An 18518-nucleotide genomic window follows, 5' to 3' on the forward strand; every position below is an offset into this window, starting at 1 on the left:
GGATCCGCGCACCGGTAAACTAACAAATCCCCCAGGAAATCCAAGGGGTTGACCATTTGCACCGCGGGCGGCACCTTGCTCCGCCATGAACGAGCCGACCGGAGCCCTCAGCGAGCAGGCACAGGCCCTCATCGCCGAGGAGGAGGCGCTGCTGCAGCGGGTGCTCGCGGCCATCGAGTCCGCGCGCCAGCAGGCAGGCCGGGAGCGGGGCCGCGGCGAGGCGCTGGCGCGGCTCACGGGCCTGCGGGACGAGGCCAGCTCCGCCGTGGAGAGCGACTTGCCCGCGCTGTTCCAGCAGATGGACACCGAGCGGGCCATCCTGGAGCGCAAGGAGTCCTCGCAACTGCCCTCGCCCCACACGCCGTACTTCGCGCACCTGCGGCTGCGCAAGCACGAGGGGGCCACGAACGAGTACCTCCTGGGGCGCACCACCTTCACCCACGCGCAGAGCGGCGTGCGCATCATCGACTGGCGCTTCGCCCCCGTGGCGCGCGTCTTCTACGGCTACGCGGAGGGCGACGACTACGAGGAGTGGTTCGGCGAGCGGCTGTCCGAGGGCGTGGTGGAGGCCCGGCGGCTCGTCGTCATCGAGCGCGGGGTGCTCACCCGCATCCGCGCGGGCGCGCTGCACCTGGAGCGCGCGGCCAGTGGCGAATGGCACGAGGTGGGCGCGCTGGCCACCTCCTCGCTCTCGGGCGGGGCGGGCACGGCGGTGCGCGCCGGCAGCCTCGGCACGGGCAGCGGCCAGGCGGGGCGCGCGGCCCGGTTCGACATCACCGCGCAGCTCGACACCGAGCAGTTCGAGGCGCTGCAGACGGGCGCGGACAAGCCCCTGCTCGTGCTGGGCAGCGCCGGCAGTGGCAAGACGACGGTGGCCCTGCACCGGCTGGCGCAGGTGACGTACGAGCTGCGCGCCGCCTCGGCCCCCTCGCGCATGAAGGTGGTGGTGCCCGAAGAGGGGCTGGCGCGGCTGTCCAAGCGCCTGCTCGCGCCGCTGGAGCTGCGCAACGTGTCCGTGGAGACGCTGGATGCGTGGGCCTACGCCTCGGCCTGTGCGGCGTTCGGGGTGAAGTCCATCGCGCTGTCACCGGACAAGCCCGCCCTCACCTCCAAGCTCAAGCGCCACCCGGCGCTGCGGCCCGCGCTGGAGAAGCGCCTGAGCAAGAAGAAGCTGAAGGACCCCAGCTTCAAGCAGCTCCGCCGCAAGCTCGCGGAGCTGCTCACGGACCGTACCCTGCTCGAAGAGGTGGTGACGGCCTCGAAGGAGGACGTGTCCTGGCCCGCCGTCGAGGACACGGTGCGCCACACCATGCTGCAGATCGCCACGCCGCTCGCCCGGGAGTACAAGGGGTACGACGCCGAGGCGATGCAGACGGTGGACGGGCTGGCCATCGAGGACTCCACGCCGGACTCGCTGGCCAACACCGTGGACGTGGAGGACCTGCCGCTCCTGCTCTTCCTCAAGGCCCGCCACGGGCAACTGGGGCTGGAGCCGCTGGCCCACGCCGTTATCGACGAGGCGGAGGACTTCTCGCTCTTCGAGCTGTCGGTGCTGGGCCGCCAGCTCGGCAAGACGCGCAGCTGCACGCTCGCGGGCGACGAGATGCAGCAGACCTCCTCCAACTTCGCCGGCTGGCCCGCGGCGCTCGCGGAGCTGGGCATCCAGGACGCGGCCACCGTGCGGCTCTCGGTGTCCTACCGCTGCCCCCGGCCGGTGATTGAGCTGGCGCGGCACGTGCTCGGCGCGCTCGCGCCCGAGGCCGCGCCGCGCATGGGGCGCGAGGGGGTGCCGGTGGGCTTCCACCACTTCCCGGAAGAGGCCCAGGCGTGGCTGTTCGTGCGGGATGCGCTGAAAGACTTGCTCGACCGCGAGCCCCGGGCCTCCGTGGCCGTCATCGCCAGCACGCCCGAGGCGGCGCGCTCCTTCTATAAGGTGGTGGATGACATGGGCGCGGTGCGGCTCGTGCTGGACGGCGGCTTCACGTTCGAGCCCGGCGTGGACGTGACGGACGTGGAGAGCATCAAGGGGCTGGAGTTCGACTACGTCATCCTCCCGGATGCCACGGCGCGCGCCTGGCCCCAGTCGGACGAGACGCGGCGCAAGCTCCACGTGGCCATCACCCGCACCTCACACCAGCTCTGGGTCGTCTCCTCGGGGCTCCGCTCCCGCCTGCTGCCCAGCCCGTGAGGGGGGCAACGCGGCGGGGGGGCCTCAGGGCTTGTCGTCGTCCGTGTCGCCGTGGATGAGCCACTGGCGCGCGGAGGCCTCTTCCCAGAAGCGGCGCAGAATCTTGTCCGTGCCGCTCTCGCGGGCCAGGCGGTTGAGCTGCAGCGCGACAATCTGGCTCTCCACCAGCTCCGCCACCCGCTTCACGCCCGAGCGCAGGCCAAACTCCTGCACCTCGCGAATCATCTGCGCCGCCTCGGGCGAGGCGGGCTTGAAGGTGCGCAGGTCCGCCTTGATCTTGATTTCCCGGCCCGTGAGGCTCTGCGTCGCCACCCGCAGATCCGCCACGAAGCGCTGCATCTCCTCCACGCGGATGTAGCCATCGAGGATGAAGTCCACGATGGCGTGTCCCCTGTCGATTTGGAGTTCGTACACTTCGATCCTCCCGCTCACCGTCTGACGAAGGGGTAAGGGCTCACTTTACTTTCCACAACCGGCAAGACGGTATCCGGACGGGAATGTAGGCTCCGCGCGCTTTCTCTACGACTTTTCGGCCAAACCCTCAAGGAACAGGGCCAGCCCGCGCGCCGCCGCCGCCTGGCGGATGGCAGCCCGATCTCCCGGGAAAACGTGCCGCTCCACCACGGACGCGCCCCCTCGGCGGGCCAGGGCGAGGAAGACGAGCCCCACCGGCTTGAGCGGGGAGCCGCCCCCGGGGCCGGCGATGCCCGTCTCGGCCAGGGCCAGCGCCACGGGGGCCCGGGCCAGCAGCCCCTCGGCCATCGCCCGGGCCACCTCCGCGCTGACGGCGCCGTGCTCACGCATCAGCGCCCCGGGCACCCCCAGCAGCTCCTCCTTGGATTCGTTGGAGTAGGGCACGAGGGCGCGCTCCAGCACGGCCGAGGCGCCCGGCACCTCCGTGAGGCTCGCGGCGATGAGCCCCCCGGTGCAGGCCTCGGCGAGCGCCAGCCGCACCCGGGCCTCGCGGCAGCGCGCCAGCACCGCGCGGGCCTGCGCCTCCAGCCCGGCAGGGGCGCTCATGCCGCGGCGCGGGCGCAGAGGATGGCCACGATGGTCTCCTCGCGGTACTCCAGCCCCACGTACCCCGTGTGGGGGCGCACGGCGATGGCCGGGTGCGCGGCGGGCCAGGGCTTCTCCAGCCCGGACGTGGGCTGGAAGCCGGTGCGCTCCAGCCGCCCCAGCCAGGCGCCCGCGGGCTCATGCCGCTCCGAGCGCTGCGTCTCCTCCTCGGTGCCGAGGATGTCCTCCACCTCGCGGCTGAAGAACAGCTTGATGGCGTTCTTCTCCTGCCGGGAGATGTCCAGTTCCTCCAGGAGCTGGAAGATGAAGCCGTAGTGGCGCCAGGCGTTCTGGAAGCGCTCGCCCAGGGCCACCCGGTGGTGGTTGGAGCTGGGCTCGCACAGCACCACGCCCGCGGGGGCCCACTGCGCGAGCCGCTGGAAGAAGCCCTCGCGCGCATCCGGCGCGGGCGCGGGGCGCTCGGCGATGTGGTGCAGCGCGAAGGAGGCGGTGGCGAGCCGGCACCCTGGCAGGCTCTCCAGGAGCCGCCAGTGCTCCTCGGTCATGTCCTCCGCCACGCACGTAACGCCGTGGAAGCCGAAGGACACCCCCAGCCGCTGCGCCGCCGCGCTCAGCGCCTCGCGCGCCGTGTTCAGGGAGTCCGGATCCGGCTCCACCGCGAAGACGTGGAGGCGCTGGGGGAGCGCATCCGCCTCGGCCAGCCGGTGCAGCAGCGCCACCTCCTGCAGGCCCCGGCCAATGCCGACATCCAGCAGGGTGACGGCCTCGTGCCCGCGGATGAAGCCCGTCAGCATCTCGTTGGCGATGGCGCTCGACATGGAGACGAACGGCAGCTTCGAGGACAGCAGGCTGAAGAGGCCAATCTGCGACTGCTCGAAGCGGCGCCGGTAGAGGTTGAACTCCGCGGCGGACTCGCCGCCCAGGCGCTTCGAGAGCGCCGCGGCGAAGAGGAGGTACTGCATGTCCTCGGCGTGCGCGTCCACATCCAGCCGTGCCCGGAGCGATGCGAGCGTCCGGTCCGCCTCGTCCAGACGGCCCGCCAGCACGTGCTCCAGCCCCTGAGCGAGCAACGAGAACTTCGGTGAGTTCACACCCAGCTCCTCCACCCTCGGAAGAGGGAGCGGGTAACCTGCCGCCTCCTCGAATATGAAGCAGTCTAACCAGCCCCTCGCGTTCCCTCCAAGGGGCCCGTGGGGGCCCCCTGGTGCGTTCCTTTCTCCGCGGCGCTGCCGCTGCCCTGAGGTTCCGATGACCCGTCTGTTGCTGGCCCTTCCGTTGGTGTGGTTGCTGGGATGTGGGGAGGAGAACGCGCCCGGCGCTGGAGACCCCACGCAAGTGACGTATGCCCCCGCGCTCGGCGTGGACCTGGCCGCCATGCAGCGGCTCGACAGCGGGCTCTACCTCCAGGACAAGCCGGAGGGCACCGGGGCGGTGGCCGTCAGTGGCCGTCCCGTGACGGTGCACTACACGGGCTGGCTGCCCAACGGCAGTCAGTTCGACAGCAGCCGCAACCGGACGCCGTTCTCCTTCACCCCGGGCCGGGGGGATGTCATCGCCGGGTGGGAGCAGGGCATCCCGGGCATGAAGGTGGGCGGGGTGCGCCGCCTCGTCCTGCCCTCCTCCCTGGGCTACGGAAGCCGGAGCGTCGGGGCCATTCCCCCCCAGTCGGTGCTCGTCTTCGACGTGGAGCTCATCTCCATTCCCTGAGCGTCCTTTCCGGCTCGGAGCACCTGCTGGGCCGGCCGCCGCACGTCCAGGCAAGAGCGGCGGGCGGCAGGGCCCTTTCGTCAGTTCGAGCCTTCCTGGGATGTTGCTTCCTTCGCCCGCAAGGCGTGGCGGGTATGCTCCTGGTGAGAAGGAAGGAAAGGCCGTCGTTGCTCCAGCCTGGAAAGAAGATGTCGTCCGCCGTGCGTCCCCAGCCGTGGCTGAGCGGCTGGCCTGCGCAAGGCCCGGCCTCCGCGAGGGTTCCGGCCTCGCCGGTGCCGGGCGGCGCGCGTCAACAGGGCGAAGAGCCAGGCGTGCTGCTGGTCGACGACCACCCCGCGAACCTGGTGGCCCTGGAGGCCATCCTCGAGCCGCTGGGCGTCCGGCTGACCAAGGCCCCCTCTGGTGAGCAGGCCCTGCGGCTGCTGCTCGCCCAGGAGTTCGCCGTCATCCTCCTGGATGTCCAGATGGCGGGCCTCAACGGGTACGAGACGGCCGCGCTCATCAAGCAGCGCGAGCGCACGCGCAACATCCCTATCATCTTCCTGACGGCCCACGGGCAGGACGAGACGGAGGTGCTGGCCGGCTACGCGCAGGGCGCGGTGGACTACCTGCGCAAGCCCCTGTCGCCCGAGGTGCTGCGCTCCAAGGTCAGCGTCTTCATCGAGCTGTTCCGCGCCCAGAGCCAGGTGCGGCGCCAGGCGGAGCTCTTGCGCCACCAGGAGGCCCAGGCGCGCGAGGCCGCCACGCGCTCGGCGGACTACATCGCCCGGCTGCAGACGCTCACCTCGCTGCTGGCGGAGGCCACCTCCGTCGCCCAGGTGGTGCAGGCGCTCTTCGAGCACGGCCTGGTGACGATGGAGTCCAACGCCACCTCGCTGTGCCTGTTGGACCCGTCGCGGCGGGAGCTGGAGCTCATCGAGACGGTGGGCTACACCCCGGAGGCCCGGACGGCGCTGGAGCGCATCCCCCTGTCCTCCTCCCAGCCTCTGACCGAGGCGGTGCGGGAAGGCCGGCCCCAGTGGCTGTCCTCCCACACGGAGGGCCTCGCGCGCTACCCCTCGCTGGCCGGCTCGCTGCGCTTCCCCTCCCTGGCGGCCCTGCCCCTCATCGTCAAGGGCCAGGCCATTGGCGTGCTCGGGCTGGGGTTCCCCCAGGAGCGCACCTTCAGCGAGGACGACCGGGCCTTCCTCAACGCCGTGGCCCACATCAGCGCCCAGGCCATCGACCGGGCGCGCCTGTATGACGAGGAGCGGCTCGCGCACGAGCGGGTGCGCAACGCCGCCGCGCGCCTCAAGGTGCTCGCCGAGGCCACCGACGCGTTCAGCGCCGCCAACCGGGACTTGCCCGCACTGTTCGACGCCATCTCGCACCAGGTGGTGCGGCACATGGGGGACTCCAGCATCCTGCACCTGCTGTCCGAGGACGGGCAGCGCATGGAGCTCGTCTCCGTGCGCCACGTGGAGCCCGGGCACCAGGCGTTCCTCCTGCGGCTCCTGGAGGAGCACCCCGTGCGGCTGGGCGAGGGGCTCCTGGGCGAGGTGGCCCAGACGGGCCTCTCCGTGCTCATCCCCACCGTGTCCCCCGCGGAGCTGAGCGCCCGGCTCCAGCCGGAGTACCGCGTCTCGCTGGAGCGCATCCCCCTGCAGACGTGCCTCGTGGTGCCCCTGTGGGCGCAGGGGCGCATCATCGGCACGCTGGCCACCGCGCGCTCCGCGCCGGGCCTCGCCTTCACCCCGGAGGAGCTGCGGCTCATGGAGGAGCTGGCCGGCAAGGCGGCCATGTCCATCGAGAACGCGCGCCTGTTCCAGCAGCAGCTGCGCTCCCAGGAGGAGCTGCGCCGCCGGACCGAGTTCGAGCAGCAGCTCATCGGCATCGTGTCCCACGACTTGCGCAACCCCCTGGGCGCCATCTCCATGGCGGCCGGCATGCTCCTCGCGCACCCTGGCCTGGACGAGCGCCAGCGCCGCGCCGCCCAGCGCATCGCCTCCTCGGGCGAGCGCGCCACGCGCCTCATCCGAGACTTGCTGGACTTCACCCAGGCGCGCCTGGGCACCGGCATCCCCCTGAACCGCCACCCCATGGACCTGCACGAGGTGACGCGCCATGTGGTGGACGAGGTGCTGCTGGCCCACCCGGGGCGCCACGTCCAGGTGGAGTCGAGCGGCGAGGGGTGGGGTGAATGGGACTCGGACCGCATTGCCCAGGTGCTGACCAACCTGCTGGGCAACGCGCTGGCCTACAGCCCCGCCCACACGCCCGTGCGGGTGAGCACCTTCGGGGAGGCGGACGGCGCCCGGCTCGAGGTGCACAACCAGGGCGCGCCCATCCCCGCCGAGCTGCTGCCCCGGCTCTTCGAGCCGCTCACCCGGGGGCTGCCCGGCGAGGCGCTCCCCAACCGCAGCATCGGCCTGGGGCTGTACATCGTCCGCGCCATCCTCGCGGGCCACGGGGGCAGCATCGAGGTGGCCTCCAGCGAGCAGGGCGGGACAACCTTCACGGTGCGCCTGCCCCGCCGCGCCAGCACCTGATAGGCTCCCGGCGCGAAGTGTCCTTGGAGAAACGCGCGCGCGCCATGCCCCCCGAGACCCCGCCCCGCAAGGAGCCCGTCGCCTTTGATCAAATCATGGAGGGACTGCTCCTGCACGCCATGAAGGGCCGGCTGGATGCGGAGGCCCGGCGGCGGCTGCTCGGTGCCGGCGTGGACGTGGACCAGCCGCTGAGCAGCGCCTACCCGCTCACGGTGCTGGTGGAGGCCATCCGCATCTGCGCGGACGTGCTCTACCCGGACCGGCCCCGGGACGAGGCCTGGTACCTCATGGGGCGCCGGTCGCTGGAGGGCTTCGGCGCCACGGCCATGGGCAAGGCGCTCTTCGGCATGGCCCGGGTGTGGGGGCCCCGCAAGCTGCTGGCCCACATGACGCGCGCCCTGCAGACCGCCATCAACTACGCGCGGGCCCACGCGGTGGACCTGCCCAACGGGGATGTGGAGCTGACGGCGGAGATTCTCCCCGACTACCTGGCGCTGCACGGCCAGCGGCGCCTGATGGACCCGCACTTCCTGCGCGGCATCATCGCGCAGCTGGTGGAGGTGGGCGGCGCCCGGGCGCCCGTCGCCCTGGTGACGTCCGCGGCGCCCCTGGAGAGCCGCTACGTCTACCGGGTGAGCCTCTCCCAGGCGCAACCCCTGCCCGCGCCCCCCGCCCCGCCCCGCGCATGAGCCCGGGCCTGAACGATTGCTTCCGGACACCCCGTGGACAAGCCACTTCCCTGGACCGGAACCGGACCTAGCCTGCAAGGCGGAGGCAGCGAAGTGGACAGCCCTGGTGGACCCATCCGATGGTGAAGCGCCTGCTGCTCGTGGACGACGAAGCCGCCATCGTCGAAGCACTCCAGGACATCCTCTCCGACGAAGGGTACGCCGTGGAGGCGGCCTTCAACGGCGAGGAGGCCCTCCAGCGGCTGCACGCCGCGCGGCCGGACCTGATGCTCATGGACCTGATGATGCCGGTGATGGACGGCCGGGAGCTGCTGCGCCGGGTGCGGCAGGATCCCTCGCTGCACGATTTGCCCGTGGTGGTGATGAGCGCCGGCCGCATCACCGACGAGGAGCGCCAGGCCGCCTCCGCCACGCTCGCCAAGCCCTTCGAGCTGGAGGTGCTGCTGGAGACCCTCCAGAAGCACCTGCCGGAGCCGGAGTCCAGCACCTGAGCGGGGCGCTCAGCCGACGGCGCCGGGGTTCGGCCGGAAGAAGGTGTCCCGGTAGAACGACAGCTCGGTGAGGCTCGAGCGGATGTCCGCCAGGGCCGTGTGCCCCGCGGGGGGCTTGCGCGGCTCGAACACCTGCGGGTACCAGGCGCGCGTGAGCACCTTGAGGCTCGTCACATCCACCATGCGGTAGTGTAGGAAGCGCTCCAGCATGGGCATGTACCGCATGAGGAACCGCCGGTCGGTGTGGATGGAGTTGCCACACAGGATGCCCTCGCCCACCGCGCAGTGGGAGGACACCAGCTCCATCACCTCCCGCTCAGCCACCCGCAGGGACGTGGGGGAGGCCCTCACCCGGGTGAGCAGCCCATTGCGCGTGTGCATCTCCTTCACCACGGGCTCCATGCGCGCCAGGGCCTCTTCCGGTTGCCAGATGACGCGTTCGAACTCCGCGATCGGGACGAGATCAGGCCCGGTGATGATGACGCCAATCTCGATGATGGCGCAGGTCTCCGGATCCAGACCCGTCATCTCGAGGTCCAGCCAGACAAAACAGGGAGCAGGCGAAGTCATGTGGCGCGGAGCTATACACGGGCTTGTGCGTCACATCCACCTGCCGCCCTCCAGCCCCCCCTCCCGGACCTGGGGGGCCCACAGCCGCGCCTGGCTGAGCAGCTGCCGCACCTCGAAGGCCAGCACCGGGGGGAACGCCTCGTAGGCCTGCGACACGCAGGCGAGATCCCAGGTGAACTGCACGCACAGCACCTCGTCGGCCTCCACCCGGAGCCGCTCCAGCTCGCCCGCCATGCCCGCGGGCGCTGCCAGCAACAGCCGCCGGGGCCGCTGCCGCCGCAGCCCGCGCAGGGCCGCGTGAATGCGCAGATCCCCCGCCGCGATGCCCTCGGCCACCAGCACCACCGTGCCGTCCGTGGGCACCTGGCGCGCGTGCGGCCCGCGCAGCCGCTGCGCGCACAGGGCCACCTCGCCCGCCTGGGCATCCATCCACCGCGTCAGCTCCGCGGCGGGCGCCGAGGCCGCGCGCACCCCGTCCACGTCCAGGAAGAAGCCCTCCCCCTCGGAGACGGCGCCCACCCCCAGGCCGGGCTGCGCGGGCGCATCCACCTGCCGGGCCACCCAGATGTCCAGCGGCACCCGCAGCGCGCGCGCCACCTCATAGCCCACGCGGACCCCGCCGCCGCCCAGGCCGAAGATCTGCATGGATTCATCGCGGTAGGGCCTCAGCAACATCGCCAGCCGCCGCCCCGCCTCCGCCCGGTCTTGAAACCGCATGGGTACTCCCCCGTGGCTGCTCCACCTCCAACCTGCACCTTGCGCTCGCCCCGCGCAGCGCCCGGGCCTCACATGGGCCCAGAAGGACAAGCAACAGCCCCCCTGCCCGGATGCTTCACCCCTCAGGGCGCGCCGGCGGACAGTCCCATACGGCTTTGGGACAAGGCCCCTTGGGCTTGCCTGTCCTGTAACCATGCGCAGTATGGACAGACTGTAAATCTCCAGCTTCCCCGGGTACCGCCATGAGCCAGCCGTCCGCCGGTCCGGTCCTCTCCCTCACCTCGGTGATGACCCAGCCTGGGGTGCTCGAGTCCGGGAGCACACTTCGCCCCTCACCGCCGCCGCGTCCCCCCAGCCTGACGGCCGTGCCGGCGCTGACGGCGGAGGCCCTGGTGGAGCAGCTGCACGTGAAGCTCGCCGCGCACCCCTTCTGGGACAGCCCGCTGCTGAAGGCCTGCCGCCGGGGGCACCTGGCGCGCGAGGACTACGCGCTCGTCTTCTCCCAGTACGCGCTGCTGCTCGGCACCTCCCCGCGCTTTCTCCACGCGCTGATGGCCCAGTGCGAGACGGAGCCGGAGCGCGCGCGGCTCACGCAGACGCTGTGGGAGGAGATGGGGATGGCGCCGGAGAAGCGGCCCTCGGCCCTGTTCCACCGCTTCCTGCGCGACGGGCTGGGCGTGAACGCGGACCGCATCCAGTTCCAGGACGCCACGCGCTACTTCGTCCGGGAGTGCCTGGACGCGTGCCTGGGCGCGCCCCAGGCCTGCGCGAGCGCCTTCGTGGCGATGGGCCTGGAGGCGCTGGTGCCCCGGCTCTACAGCATCTTCGTGGACGGGCTCCTGCAGGCCAACGTGTCCGACCGCCACCTGCCCTTCTTCTACTGGCACATGGCGGCGAGCCCCGCGCGCCTCCGCAGCCTGGAGGCGCTGGTGCTCTCGCACGCGCACGAGCCGGGCTGGGCCGACATGTGCCTGGGCGCCATGGAGCGCGCGCTGCACCTGCACGGCAACTTCCTGGAGGGGCTCTTCGAGGCGGTGCAGCACCGCCGGCTCCGGCCGCTGCTGGAGCGCATCCAGGACGGGGTGCCGCTCACTCCCGAGCACCCAGACCCACGCACCCTGCACCTGGAGGACTTCTCCCAGGTGCTGTCCTTCTACCAGTACGCGCACGAGGAGGAGGGCATCCGCTTCTCCGTGGACCGGGTGCCGTTCACCACGGAGGTGCTGGAGACGCACCTGGTGCGGGTGGCGCCCGGCCACGCCACGGAGCTGCGCGAGCACGCGCACGAGGCGCTGCTCGTGGTGATGGAGGGCCTGGGCCGCGTGCACGTGCGCGGCACCGAGGTGGAGGTGAAGCCGGGGGATGCGGTGTTCGTGCCCCGCTGGGCCCCGAACCAGGCGCGCAGCCTGGGCCCGGAGGCGCTGACGCTGCTCCGGGTGACGGACCACGGCTTCACGCGCCTCGCCCACGACGAGGAGGTGCTCCGGGCGATGCGGCTCAAGAGGGCCACCGGCGTGAACCTCTGAGTGATAGGGTGCGGGGCCATGTCCAACACCCTGCTGACACAAGACACCGGGAAGGTCCGCACCCTCACCTTCAACCGGCCCGAGAAGAAGAACGCCTTCACCCACGCCATGTACGAGGCCGCGACGGAGGCGCTGCGCCAGGCCGACGCCGACCCCGCCATTCACGTGGTGGTGCTCACCGGCGCCGGCGGCGTCTTCACCTCGGGCAACGACATCGGTGACTTCGTCGAGCACCCGGTGACGGGCGAGGACTCGGCGGTGTTCCGCTTCCTGCGCACGCTGGTGGACCTGGCCAAGCCGCTGGTGGCCGTGGTGGACGGACCCGCGGTGGGCATCGGCACGACGATGCTGCTGCACTGTGACTACGTGCTCGCCTCGGACCGGGCGCGCTTCGCGATGCCCTTCATCAACCTGGCCCTGTGCCCGGAGGGCGCCTCCAGCGTGCTCCTGCCGCGCCAGGCGGGCATGGCGCTCGCCTCGGAGCTGCTGCTGTTCGGCGAGCCCTTCGACGCGGAGACGGCCCTGCGCGCCCGCATCATCAACCGGGTGGTGCCCGCCGCCCAGCTCGCCGAAGTGGCCGCCGAACGCACCCAGGCCCTCGCCGCCAAGCCCCTGGGCGCGCTCCAGGTGACCAAGAGCCTGCTGCGCGATTCCATGCGCAGCGAGGTGAACGGCACGCTGCGCCGGGAGGGCGCCGAGTTCGTCAAGCGCCTGCACTCCGATGAGGCGCGCGAGGCCCTCATGGCCTTCATGAACCGCAAGAAGTAGCCGCCCTCAGGCGGGCCGCGGCCCTAGAAATCCACCCGGAGCAGGGTGGCATGGGGATAGATGAGGTTGGAGGGGAAGCTCTCCAGCGCCGCATCCACCGTCTGGGTGGGGACCGGTTGAGTCCCCACCGGGAGCACCCCGCCCGGAGGGAAGGCCAGTTGCCAGCCCTCCGGGGTGGCACGCAGGTAACCCAGGACGGGCTGCCGCTCCTCCACGAACCGGCCCTCCGGGGTGAACCGGAGTGACTCCTCCAGCGGGGTGAGGGAGGGCGGCCGCACCCCAGGCGCCGCGGCAAGCCCCAGCACCGGCCACCCGAGGGCCAGCACCGCGCCCACCGTCCACCCGCCTCTCCTCTTCATCCGCGCGGCCATGCGTTGCCTCCTAATGGAGCAACAGCCGGCAGGGACCGAAGGGTTCCCTGGCCGGAGCCTTTTTACCCGCGGGGAGGAGGCCTCGGCGGGGCCCCCTTCGTGAGGTACGCGTCGATGCTGGCCCCCTGGGCCTGCTTCAGGGCCATGCACAGGTCGATGCGCTCCAGGGACTGGGCGAGCCGGCGCGCGCCACTGGCCGTGCGCTCCATCCGGGAGCCGAAGAAGGCCTCCACGTCCTGGCGATGCGCCGCGTCACAGAAGTTGCTGCCCAGCAGGACCATGTGGCTGGCGAACTCCTCGGGCACCCGGGCAGCCAGCGCCTCGTAGTTCTCCTTCACGAAGGCGTAGACCACCTCGCTCACCCGGGGCTCCTGGGCCGCCGCGTACATCATCCAGACCGTCTCGCGGGCATCCTCGGACGGGTCCAACACCAGCGGCAGCTGCTGGCGCAGCACCTCGGGGTCCCTCAGGCCGCCCAGGGCGCTCAGCAGCGCGTTGCGGCTCCGGCGCTCCCGCTCCGTCTTCAGGGCCTCGCGCAGCCGGGGGGCCAGCTCCCGGCCGTGGTGCGCGGCGGTGATGGCCAGCACGCTGTCCACCAGTTCCGGCGCCACGGCGCTCCGGTCCTTCAGCCACGCATCGGTCAGCTTCCGCGCCCCGGCGACGAGCGTCGGGTCTCCGCCCCTGACGCCCGCGAGCCACAGCAGCTTCGGCCGCAAGAGCCGCGTGTCCTCGCTCTCGTCCGCGCGAGGCACGAGGCCCAGCGTCCGGGCCCGGGGCCCATAGGTCTCCCGCAGGAACCGGTCGAAGTCCTGCCGGCGCGGCTCGGACAGCATGCGCGGCTCCACCACGCCCAGCACCTCCAGGGAGGCGGTGAACACCTGGCGGTCTGGCTCTCCGGCGAAGCGGGCCGCCAGCGCCAGCGCCTCCGCGGCGGGCAGCGTCCCGGCACGCGCCAGCGCGCGCGCATCCCCGAGCAGCGTCACGCGCTCGATGCGAGACAGCCGGGGGCCCGCCCCCGTCAGCAGCCGCTGCCAGTCCGCGCCGGACACCTGGGTCCGGAAGTAACCGGCCCCTTCCGCGTTGGGGAAGAACCAGTCCGGGCAGGCCTTCGCCTCGGGCAGGGCCAGCTCCGCGCGCTCCGCCTCCAGCACGCCGCACACCCGCCCCGCCTGGTCCTTCACGCCATAGCGGACGCACAGCGGCACCCGCCAGGCGCGGGCCTCCTGCCCCGAGGAGCCCACGGGCAGGGAGCGGCGCTGGGAGAGCGCCACCTTCGGCGTCTGGCCGGAGCAGTCCAGCGCGGCGGTGACCAGGGGGGCGCCGCCCTGGTCCAGGAAGGTGTTCAGCACCCGGGCCACGTCCTGGCCCGCCTCCGCGGAGAGCGCCGCCAGGAAGTCCTCCGCCGTGGCGTTGCCGCCTGCGTGCGCGCGCAGGTAGCGCTGGATGCCGCGCTGGAACACGTCCCGGCCCAGCCACGCCTCCGTCATGGCCAGCACCGCCGAGCCCTTGCCGTAGGTGATGCCATCGAAGGCGGTGCGGATGTCGCCCTCGTTCTCGATGGGCTGGCGGATGCGGCGCGCGGACACCAGGCTGTCCACCTCCAGCGCCCCCGAGCGGCCGCGCACCCGGTCCGCCATCGCATCCCACGTGGGCTGCCACCCCTCCACGATGCGCGGCGTCATCCACGAGGCGAAGGACTCGTTGAGCCACAGGTCATCCCACCAGGCCAGGGTGACGAGGTTGCCGAACCACTGATGCGCCAGCTCGTGCACCTGCACCTCGGCGAAGTCGCGCTGGCGCTCCACCGAGTCCTCGGCCGGCCTGGCCAGAATCAACTCGGAGTTGAAGGTCACCAGGCCCGGGTGCTCCATGGCCCCGCCCAGCAGGGGCACCGCCAGGGTGTCCAGCTTCTCGTACGGGTAGGGCATGCCGAAGTACGCCTCCAGCCGGGCGAGGATTTCCGGCGTCACCCGGGCGGCGTAGGCGGCCTCGGCCCCGCGCCCCTTGGGGGTGATGATGCGCGTGGGGACCTTCTTGCTGCCCGAGGGCTCGGCCGGGACGAACTCGAACGGCCCCACGCCGAAGGCCACCAGGTAGCTGGGCAGCGGCTGCGTGCGGGCGAAGTGGAAGGTGCGGCCGCCGTCCGCCCGGGCCTCCTCCTTGAGGAGCGGCGTGTTCGTCACCGCCACGCTGCCCGCGGGCACGTGGAAAGACAGCTGCCAGGGCACCTTGAAGCCCGGCTCATCGAAGCAGGGGAAGACGCGCCGGGCGCCCAGCGGCTCGAACTGGGTGAACACGTACCAGTCGCCCGCCTCCTGGGTGCGGAAGGCGCCCTCCACCTCGCGGGTGGAGGCGGCGGCCTCGTAGGTGATGCGCAGGCTCGCGGGCCCGGGGGCCACGGGGCTTGCCAGGGTGATGCCCAGCAGGCCCCCGGGCGCCACGGCCGCGGTCCCCGCCACGGCCTTCCCTGCCTGCGTCAGGACGGCCCCCTTCACGGTCAGGTCCTTGCCGTGCAGCCAGAGCACGGAGGTGGGCGCGGAGAGCTCCAGCGAAATCTCCACCACGCCCTGGAGCGTGGGCTGGGCCGGGTCCACGGTGAGCTGGGCGGTGTAGCCCGTGGGGCGCACCGTGCCGGGCAGGCGCAGGCCCGGCGGGGGCGGGGCGGGCGCTGCGGGTGCGGCGGCGGAGGCCTCGGGGGAGGCGGGGGGGCGGTGGGAACAAGCCGCCAGCAATCCCAGCAGGAGGACAGCGAGAGGGCGTGAAGGGCTCATGGAGGCCTGGTCTAGCCCAGCGCCAGGACGACTTCATCTTCGCTGGCCTTGCCGCCCTGGCCGCTTCGGTGTGGAGTGCGCCGCCGTGTCCCGCCCCACCCCGCCCCCTGCCCCGGCTTCCCCCTCCATCCGGTTGACCTCGCCGCACCTGCGGCGCGTCATCGGCGAGCCCCCGGGCCCGCTCACGGGCTTCCTGGCCAACCTCGTGCTGGGCCTGGTGGCGCGGCTGTCCCGGGGCACGCGCGAGACGCTGGCGCGCTTCGTGGCCTGGCTGGCCTACACGCTGGGCATCCGCCGCCGGGTGGCGCTGGAGAACCTGGCACTTGCGCTGCCGGAGCGCTCGGACGCGGAGCGGCGCGCCATCGCCAAGGGCGTCTACCTCACCATGGCGCGCACGGCGCTGGAGTCCCTGGCGGACCGGGACCGGCTGCCCCCGGGCTGGGAAACGGAGGAGACAGTGGGCCAGGCGGCGTGGGAGGCGCTCCAGGCGCACGTGGCCACGGGCAAGGGGGCCCTGCTGGTGACGGCCCACTTCGGCAACTGGGAAGTCCTCGGGGAGCTGCTCGTCCTGAAGGGCGTGCCGCTCAACGCGCTGGTGCGCCCGCTCAAGGGGGCCCTCAACCTGCGCATCGCGGAGAACCGGCTGCGCTCGGGCGCGGGGCTCATCTACCCCAAGGGCGCGGTGCAGGAGACGATGGACGCGATTCAGCGCGGCGAGAGCGTGTACATGCTGCTCGACCAGGCCATCCCGAGCAAAGGCGTCTTCGTGCCGTTCTTCGGCCGGCTGGCCTCCACCACGCCCGCCATGGCCATCGCGGCCCAGCGCACCCAGGTGCCCGCGTGGGTGGTGCTGTGGGTGCGCGACGGGGAGCGCCTGCGGCTGCACGTCGAGGGGCCCCTGCCGCCGCCGGTGCCCGCCGAGGGCCGGGACGTCATCACCGAGCACACCGCGCAGGCCACCGCCGCGCTGGAGCGCGTCATCCGCCAGTACCCCGAGCAGTGGATGTGGCTGCACCGCCGCTGGAAGTACCCCCCGCCGCCCGCGTAGGGCCCGGGGGCGGCGGTCAGTCCACCACCACGCGCCGCAGGTGCGCGCCCAGGCGCGTCACCACCTCGTAGTGGATGGTCTGCGCCCAGCCGGCCAGCGTCTCCGCGGGCAGCGTCTCGTCGCCGTCATGGCCCAGCAGCGTCGCCGTGAGGGGGCGCTCGTCCGCGGCGGCGCGCGTCACATCCACGATGAGGTGGTTCATCATCACGCGCCCCAGCACCGCGCAGCGCCGGCCGTTCATCAGCACGTGCGCCTTGCCGGAGGCGAGCCGGGGGTACCCATCGAAGTACCCCACGGGCAGCACGGCGATGCGCGTGGGCTCGGGGCAGCGGTACGTGCACCCGTAGCCCACGTAGCTGCCCGCGGGCAGCCACTTCACCACCTGGCTGCGGCACCTCCAGGAGAGCACCGGCCGGAGCGAGGGCACCTCGCCCAGCACCAGCCGGGCCGACAGGCGCGTCTCGGGCGAGGGCCAGAAGCCATACAAGGAGATGCCCACCCGGAGCGCGTCGTAGCGCGCGCGGGGCAGGGACAGGCTCGCGGCGCTCGCGGCGATGTGGCGCTGGAGCGGCCCCTTCAGGCCGAGCGCCGCCACGAGCCGCGCCGAGCCCGCCTCGAAGGCCTCGAGCTGCGCGAGCGCGTACGCCTGCTCCGTCACATCCTCCGTGTTGGCGAAGTGGCTGAGCACGCCCGTCACCTCGAACACGTCCCGGAACTCGGAGAGGAAGCCGGTGTCCCGGGGGAGCTGCTCCCGGGTGAAGCCCTCGCGCCCCAGCCCCGTGTCGATGTGGACGTGCACCCGCAGAGGGCGTGGCAGCCGCGCCGCGCGCAACACCGGGCCGGCCTCGGCCCAGGCGCTGTCGGCCACCACCGCGTCCACGCCCTCGCGCGCCAGCATGACGGCCTCCTCCGGGGCGATGGCGCCCAGCACCAGCACCTGCCGGGGGGCAAGGCCGTGCTCGCGCTCGAAGGCCCGGGCGGCCAGCGCATCCTGGGGGGTGATGAAGTAGAGGATGTCCACCAACGGGTGGACCAGGGGCAGCACCTGATCCAGGCCATGCCCATACGCGTTGCCCTTGAGCACCGCGCCCAGCGCCCGGGCAGGCCCCCCCCGGGCCTCCAGCGCGCGGAACACCTCCACGTTGTGCCGCAGGCTGGCCGCGCTCAGCTCCAACCAGGATGACTGCGCCGCGGGCGCCTTGCTCGAACCGCCGTGCTCCAGCTTCACACGCTGCCTCCCGGGGCCGTGGCGTGGCCCCGCGCCCACACCCGGGCGCTTCCCGGCTCCTATCAGCAATGCGGAGGCCAAGCCCCAGGGCCCTGAATTCCGGGACTTGATTGGGTGCGCAGCAGGCAGGCACCTGCCGGGGGTGGGTCATGTCCGCCTGTCTGGTGCGCTCGACATTCCATGGTAGGAGCACGGGGAGGATGCGCACGCTGTTCATCGGGGATGTCCACGGCTGTGCCGAGGAGCTCGACGCGCTGCTGGCCGTGAGTGGCTGGCAGCCCGGGGACCGCGTTGTGCTCATGGGCGACCTGGTGGCCAAGGGCCCGGACTCGGCCGGGGTGCTGGCCCGGGCGCGGGAGCGGGGCCTGCTCGCGGTGCGCGGCAACCACGACGAGCACGTGCTGCGCTGGCACCAGGGCTACGTGAAGCCGGGCAAGAAGCTCAAGCCCCAGCACCAGCAGGTGCTGGACACGCTGAAGCCCGAGGACTGGGCCTACCTGGCCTCGCTGCCGCTGTACCTGCGCCTGCCAGACTTCAACGCCATCGTGGTGCACGCGGGCATGGTGCCGGGCGTGCCGGTGGAGGCGCAGTCGCGGGAGCACCTGCTCAACCTGCGCAGCATCACCCGGGACGGGGCGCCCTCGAAGCGCGTGGATGGGGGCGAGCCCTGGGCCAGCCACTGGCAGGGGCCGGAGCTCATCCTCTTCGGGCACGACGCCATGCGCGGCATCCAGCGCCACCCGCATGCGCTCGGGCTGGACTCGGGCTGTGTCTATGGTGGAAGGCTCACCGCGTACGCGCTACCCGAGGGGCGCTTCTACTCGGTGCCCGCCCGGCGCGCGTACATGGACGCGACCCTCTAACCAACGGCGATCTCTCGCACAAGGATGCCCCCT

General features: G+C 72.3%; 17 protein-coding genes. 9 read left to right on the forward strand and 8 right to left on the reverse strand.

All coding sequences use genetic code 11. The features are described 5' to 3' along the window. Nucleotides 1–85: 85 nt before the first annotated feature. Nucleotides 86–2188 (forward strand): ATP-binding domain-containing protein, encoded by a 2103-nt coding sequence (locus KY661_RS24345; RefSeq protein ID WP_225412489.1) that lies wholly within the window; start codon nucleotides 86–88, stop codon nucleotides 2186–2188. A 24-nt stretch (nucleotides 2189–2212) separates the two neighbouring features. On the opposite strand, the gene KY661_RS24350 is transcribed toward KY661_RS24345, so the two are convergent. From KY661_RS24350 to KY661_RS24360, 3 genes are all read right to left on the reverse strand, one after another. Then, on the reverse strand, nucleotides 2213–2602 hold the full coding sequence (locus KY661_RS24350; RefSeq protein ID WP_075008784.1) for an STAS/SEC14 domain-containing protein: 390 nt from the start codon (nucleotides 2600–2602) through the stop codon (nucleotides 2213–2215). A 105-nt stretch (nucleotides 2603–2707) separates the two neighbouring features. After that, entirely contained in the window at nucleotides 2708–3208 is a 501-nt protein-coding gene (locus KY661_RS24355; RefSeq protein WP_225412490.1) for a CinA family protein, read from the reverse strand. After that, on the reverse strand, nucleotides 3205–4299 hold the full coding sequence (locus KY661_RS24360) for a GRAS family protein (RefSeq protein WP_225412491.1): 1095 nt from the start codon (nucleotides 4297–4299) through the stop codon (nucleotides 3205–3207). The genes KY661_RS24355 and KY661_RS24360 overlap by 4 nt, the downstream gene beginning before the upstream one ends. Before the next feature lie 157 nt (nucleotides 4300–4456). Here KY661_RS24360 and KY661_RS24365 point away from each other — a divergent pair, with 157 nt between their 5' ends. The 4 genes from KY661_RS24365 (at nucleotide 4457) to KY661_RS24380 (ending at nucleotide 8623) form a co-directional block, all read left to right on the forward strand. Next, the gene (locus KY661_RS24365) at nucleotides 4457–4915 is read left to right on the forward strand and encodes an FKBP-type peptidyl-prolyl cis-trans isomerase (protein ID WP_225412492.1); all 459 of its coding nucleotides are present in this window, start codon (nucleotides 4457–4459) and stop codon (nucleotides 4913–4915) included. A 188-nt stretch (nucleotides 4916–5103) separates the two neighbouring features. Next, entirely contained in the window at nucleotides 5104–7443 is a 2340-nt protein-coding gene (locus KY661_RS24370) for a GAF domain-containing protein (RefSeq protein ID WP_225412493.1), read from the forward strand. A gap of 44 nt (nucleotides 7444–7487) precedes the next feature. Further along, nucleotides 7488–8132: a DUF2378 family protein gene (locus KY661_RS24375; RefSeq protein WP_225412494.1), complete on the forward strand. Its 645-nt coding sequence runs from the start codon at nucleotides 7488–7490 to the stop codon at nucleotides 8130–8132. Nucleotides 8133–8254: 122 nt separating this feature from the next. Continuing rightward, the gene (locus tag KY661_RS24380; protein WP_075008854.1) at nucleotides 8255–8623 is read left to right on the forward strand and encodes a response regulator; all 369 of its coding nucleotides are present in this window, start codon (nucleotides 8255–8257) and stop codon (nucleotides 8621–8623) included. Nucleotides 8624–8632: 9 nt separating this feature from the next. Here KY661_RS24380 and orn read toward each other — a convergent pair whose 3' ends face one another. Together orn and KY661_RS24390 are read right to left on the reverse strand one after the other, a co-directional pair. Further along, complete coding sequence (gene orn, locus KY661_RS24385; protein WP_225412495.1) at nucleotides 8633–9193, reverse strand: oligoribonuclease; 561 nt, start codon at nucleotides 9191–9193, stop codon at nucleotides 8633–8635. A 30-nt stretch (nucleotides 9194–9223) separates the two neighbouring features. Then, nucleotides 9224–9910 carry a phosphoribosyltransferase family protein gene (locus KY661_RS24390; RefSeq protein WP_225412496.1) on the reverse strand — a complete coding sequence of 229 codons (687 nt, stop codon included), beginning with the start codon at nucleotides 9908–9910 and terminating at the stop codon, nucleotides 9224–9226. 242 nt (nucleotides 9911–10152) lie between these two features. Between KY661_RS24390 and KY661_RS24395 the strand changes: the two genes are divergently transcribed. Next, on the forward strand, nucleotides 10153–11436 hold the full coding sequence (locus KY661_RS24395; protein ID WP_225412497.1) for a cupin domain-containing protein: 1284 nt from the start codon (nucleotides 10153–10155) through the stop codon (nucleotides 11434–11436). Between the two features lie 18 nt (nucleotides 11437–11454). Further along, nucleotides 11455–12204: an enoyl-CoA hydratase gene (locus KY661_RS24400; protein ID WP_225412498.1), complete on the forward strand. Its 750-nt coding sequence runs from the start codon at nucleotides 11455–11457 to the stop codon at nucleotides 12202–12204. A 23-nt stretch (nucleotides 12205–12227) separates the two neighbouring features. Here the strand turns inward: KY661_RS24400 and KY661_RS24405 are convergent, their stop codons facing one another. Next, complete coding sequence (locus tag KY661_RS24405) at nucleotides 12228–12575, reverse strand: hypothetical protein (protein WP_225412499.1); 348 nt, start codon at nucleotides 12573–12575, stop codon at nucleotides 12228–12230. A gap of 62 nt (nucleotides 12576–12637) precedes the next feature. After that, nucleotides 12638–15346, reverse strand: a complete 2709-nt coding sequence (locus KY661_RS24410; RefSeq protein WP_225412500.1) for a M1 family metallopeptidase — start codon at nucleotides 15344–15346, stop codon at nucleotides 12638–12640. A gap of 85 nt (nucleotides 15347–15431) precedes the next feature. Between KY661_RS24410 and KY661_RS24415 the strand changes: the two genes are divergently transcribed. Then, nucleotides 15432–16394, forward strand: a complete 963-nt coding sequence (locus KY661_RS24415; protein ID WP_225412501.1) for a lysophospholipid acyltransferase family protein — start codon at nucleotides 15432–15434, stop codon at nucleotides 16392–16394. Between the two features lie 16 nt (nucleotides 16395–16410). On the opposite strand, the gene alr is transcribed toward KY661_RS24415, so the two are convergent. Then, nucleotides 16411–17622, reverse strand: coding sequence for an alanine racemase (alr, locus tag KY661_RS24420; RefSeq protein WP_225412502.1), 1212 nt, complete (start codon nucleotides 17620–17622; stop codon nucleotides 16411–16413). A gap of 200 nt (nucleotides 17623–17822) precedes the next feature. Here alr and KY661_RS24425 point away from each other — a divergent pair, with 200 nt between their 5' ends. Then, entirely contained in the window at nucleotides 17823–18485 is a 663-nt protein-coding gene (locus KY661_RS24425; RefSeq protein ID WP_225412503.1) for a metallophosphoesterase, read from the forward strand. Nucleotides 18486–18518 lie beyond the last annotated feature (33 nt).

It is taken from the genome of Allostigmatella hybrida (assembly GCF_020103775.1).
GTDB lineage: Bacteria > Myxococcota > Myxococcia > Myxococcales > Myxococcaceae > Hyalangium > Hyalangium aurantiaca.

What these genes read in the sequence shown, in the direction of transcription:
- KY661_RS24410 (WP_225412500.1), bottom strand. Translation starts at nt 15,346, where the DNA reads ATGAGCCCTTCACGCCCTCTCGCTGTCCTCCTGCTGGGATTGCTGGCG.
- KY661_RS24395 (WP_225412497.1), top strand. Translation starts at nt 10,153, where the DNA reads ATGAGCCAGCCGTCCGCCGGTCCGGTCCTCTCCCTCACCTCGGTGATG.
- KY661_RS24405 (WP_225412499.1), bottom strand. Translation starts at nt 12,575, where the DNA reads ATGGCCGCGCGGATGAAGAGGAGAGGCGGGTGGACGGTGGGCGCGGTG.
- KY661_RS24365 (WP_225412492.1), top strand. Translation starts at nt 4,457, where the DNA reads ATGACCCGTCTGTTGCTGGCCCTTCCGTTGGTGTGGTTGCTGGGATGT.
- orn (WP_225412495.1), bottom strand. Translation starts at nt 9,193, where the DNA reads ATGACTTCGCCTGCTCCCTGTTTTGTCTGGCTGGACCTCGAGATGACG.
- KY661_RS24400 (WP_225412498.1), top strand. Translation starts at nt 11,455, where the DNA reads ATGTCCAACACCCTGCTGACACAAGACACCGGGAAGGTCCGCACCCTC.
- KY661_RS24425 (WP_225412503.1), top strand. Translation starts at nt 17,823, where the DNA reads ATGCGCACGCTGTTCATCGGGGATGTCCACGGCTGTGCCGAGGAGCTC.
- KY661_RS24375 (WP_225412494.1), top strand. Translation starts at nt 7,488, where the DNA reads ATGCCCCCCGAGACCCCGCCCCGCAAGGAGCCCGTCGCCTTTGATCAA.
- KY661_RS24355 (WP_225412490.1), bottom strand. Translation starts at nt 3,208, where the DNA reads ATGAGCGCCCCTGCCGGGCTGGAGGCGCAGGCCCGCGCGGTGCTGGCG.
- KY661_RS24345 (WP_225412489.1), top strand. Translation starts at nt 86, where the DNA reads ATGAACGAGCCGACCGGAGCCCTCAGCGAGCAGGCACAGGCCCTCATC.
- KY661_RS24370 (WP_225412493.1), top strand. Translation starts at nt 5,104, where the DNA reads ATGTCGTCCGCCGTGCGTCCCCAGCCGTGGCTGAGCGGCTGGCCTGCG.
- KY661_RS24390 (WP_225412496.1), bottom strand. Translation starts at nt 9,910, where the DNA reads ATGCGGTTTCAAGACCGGGCGGAGGCGGGGCGGCGGCTGGCGATGTTG.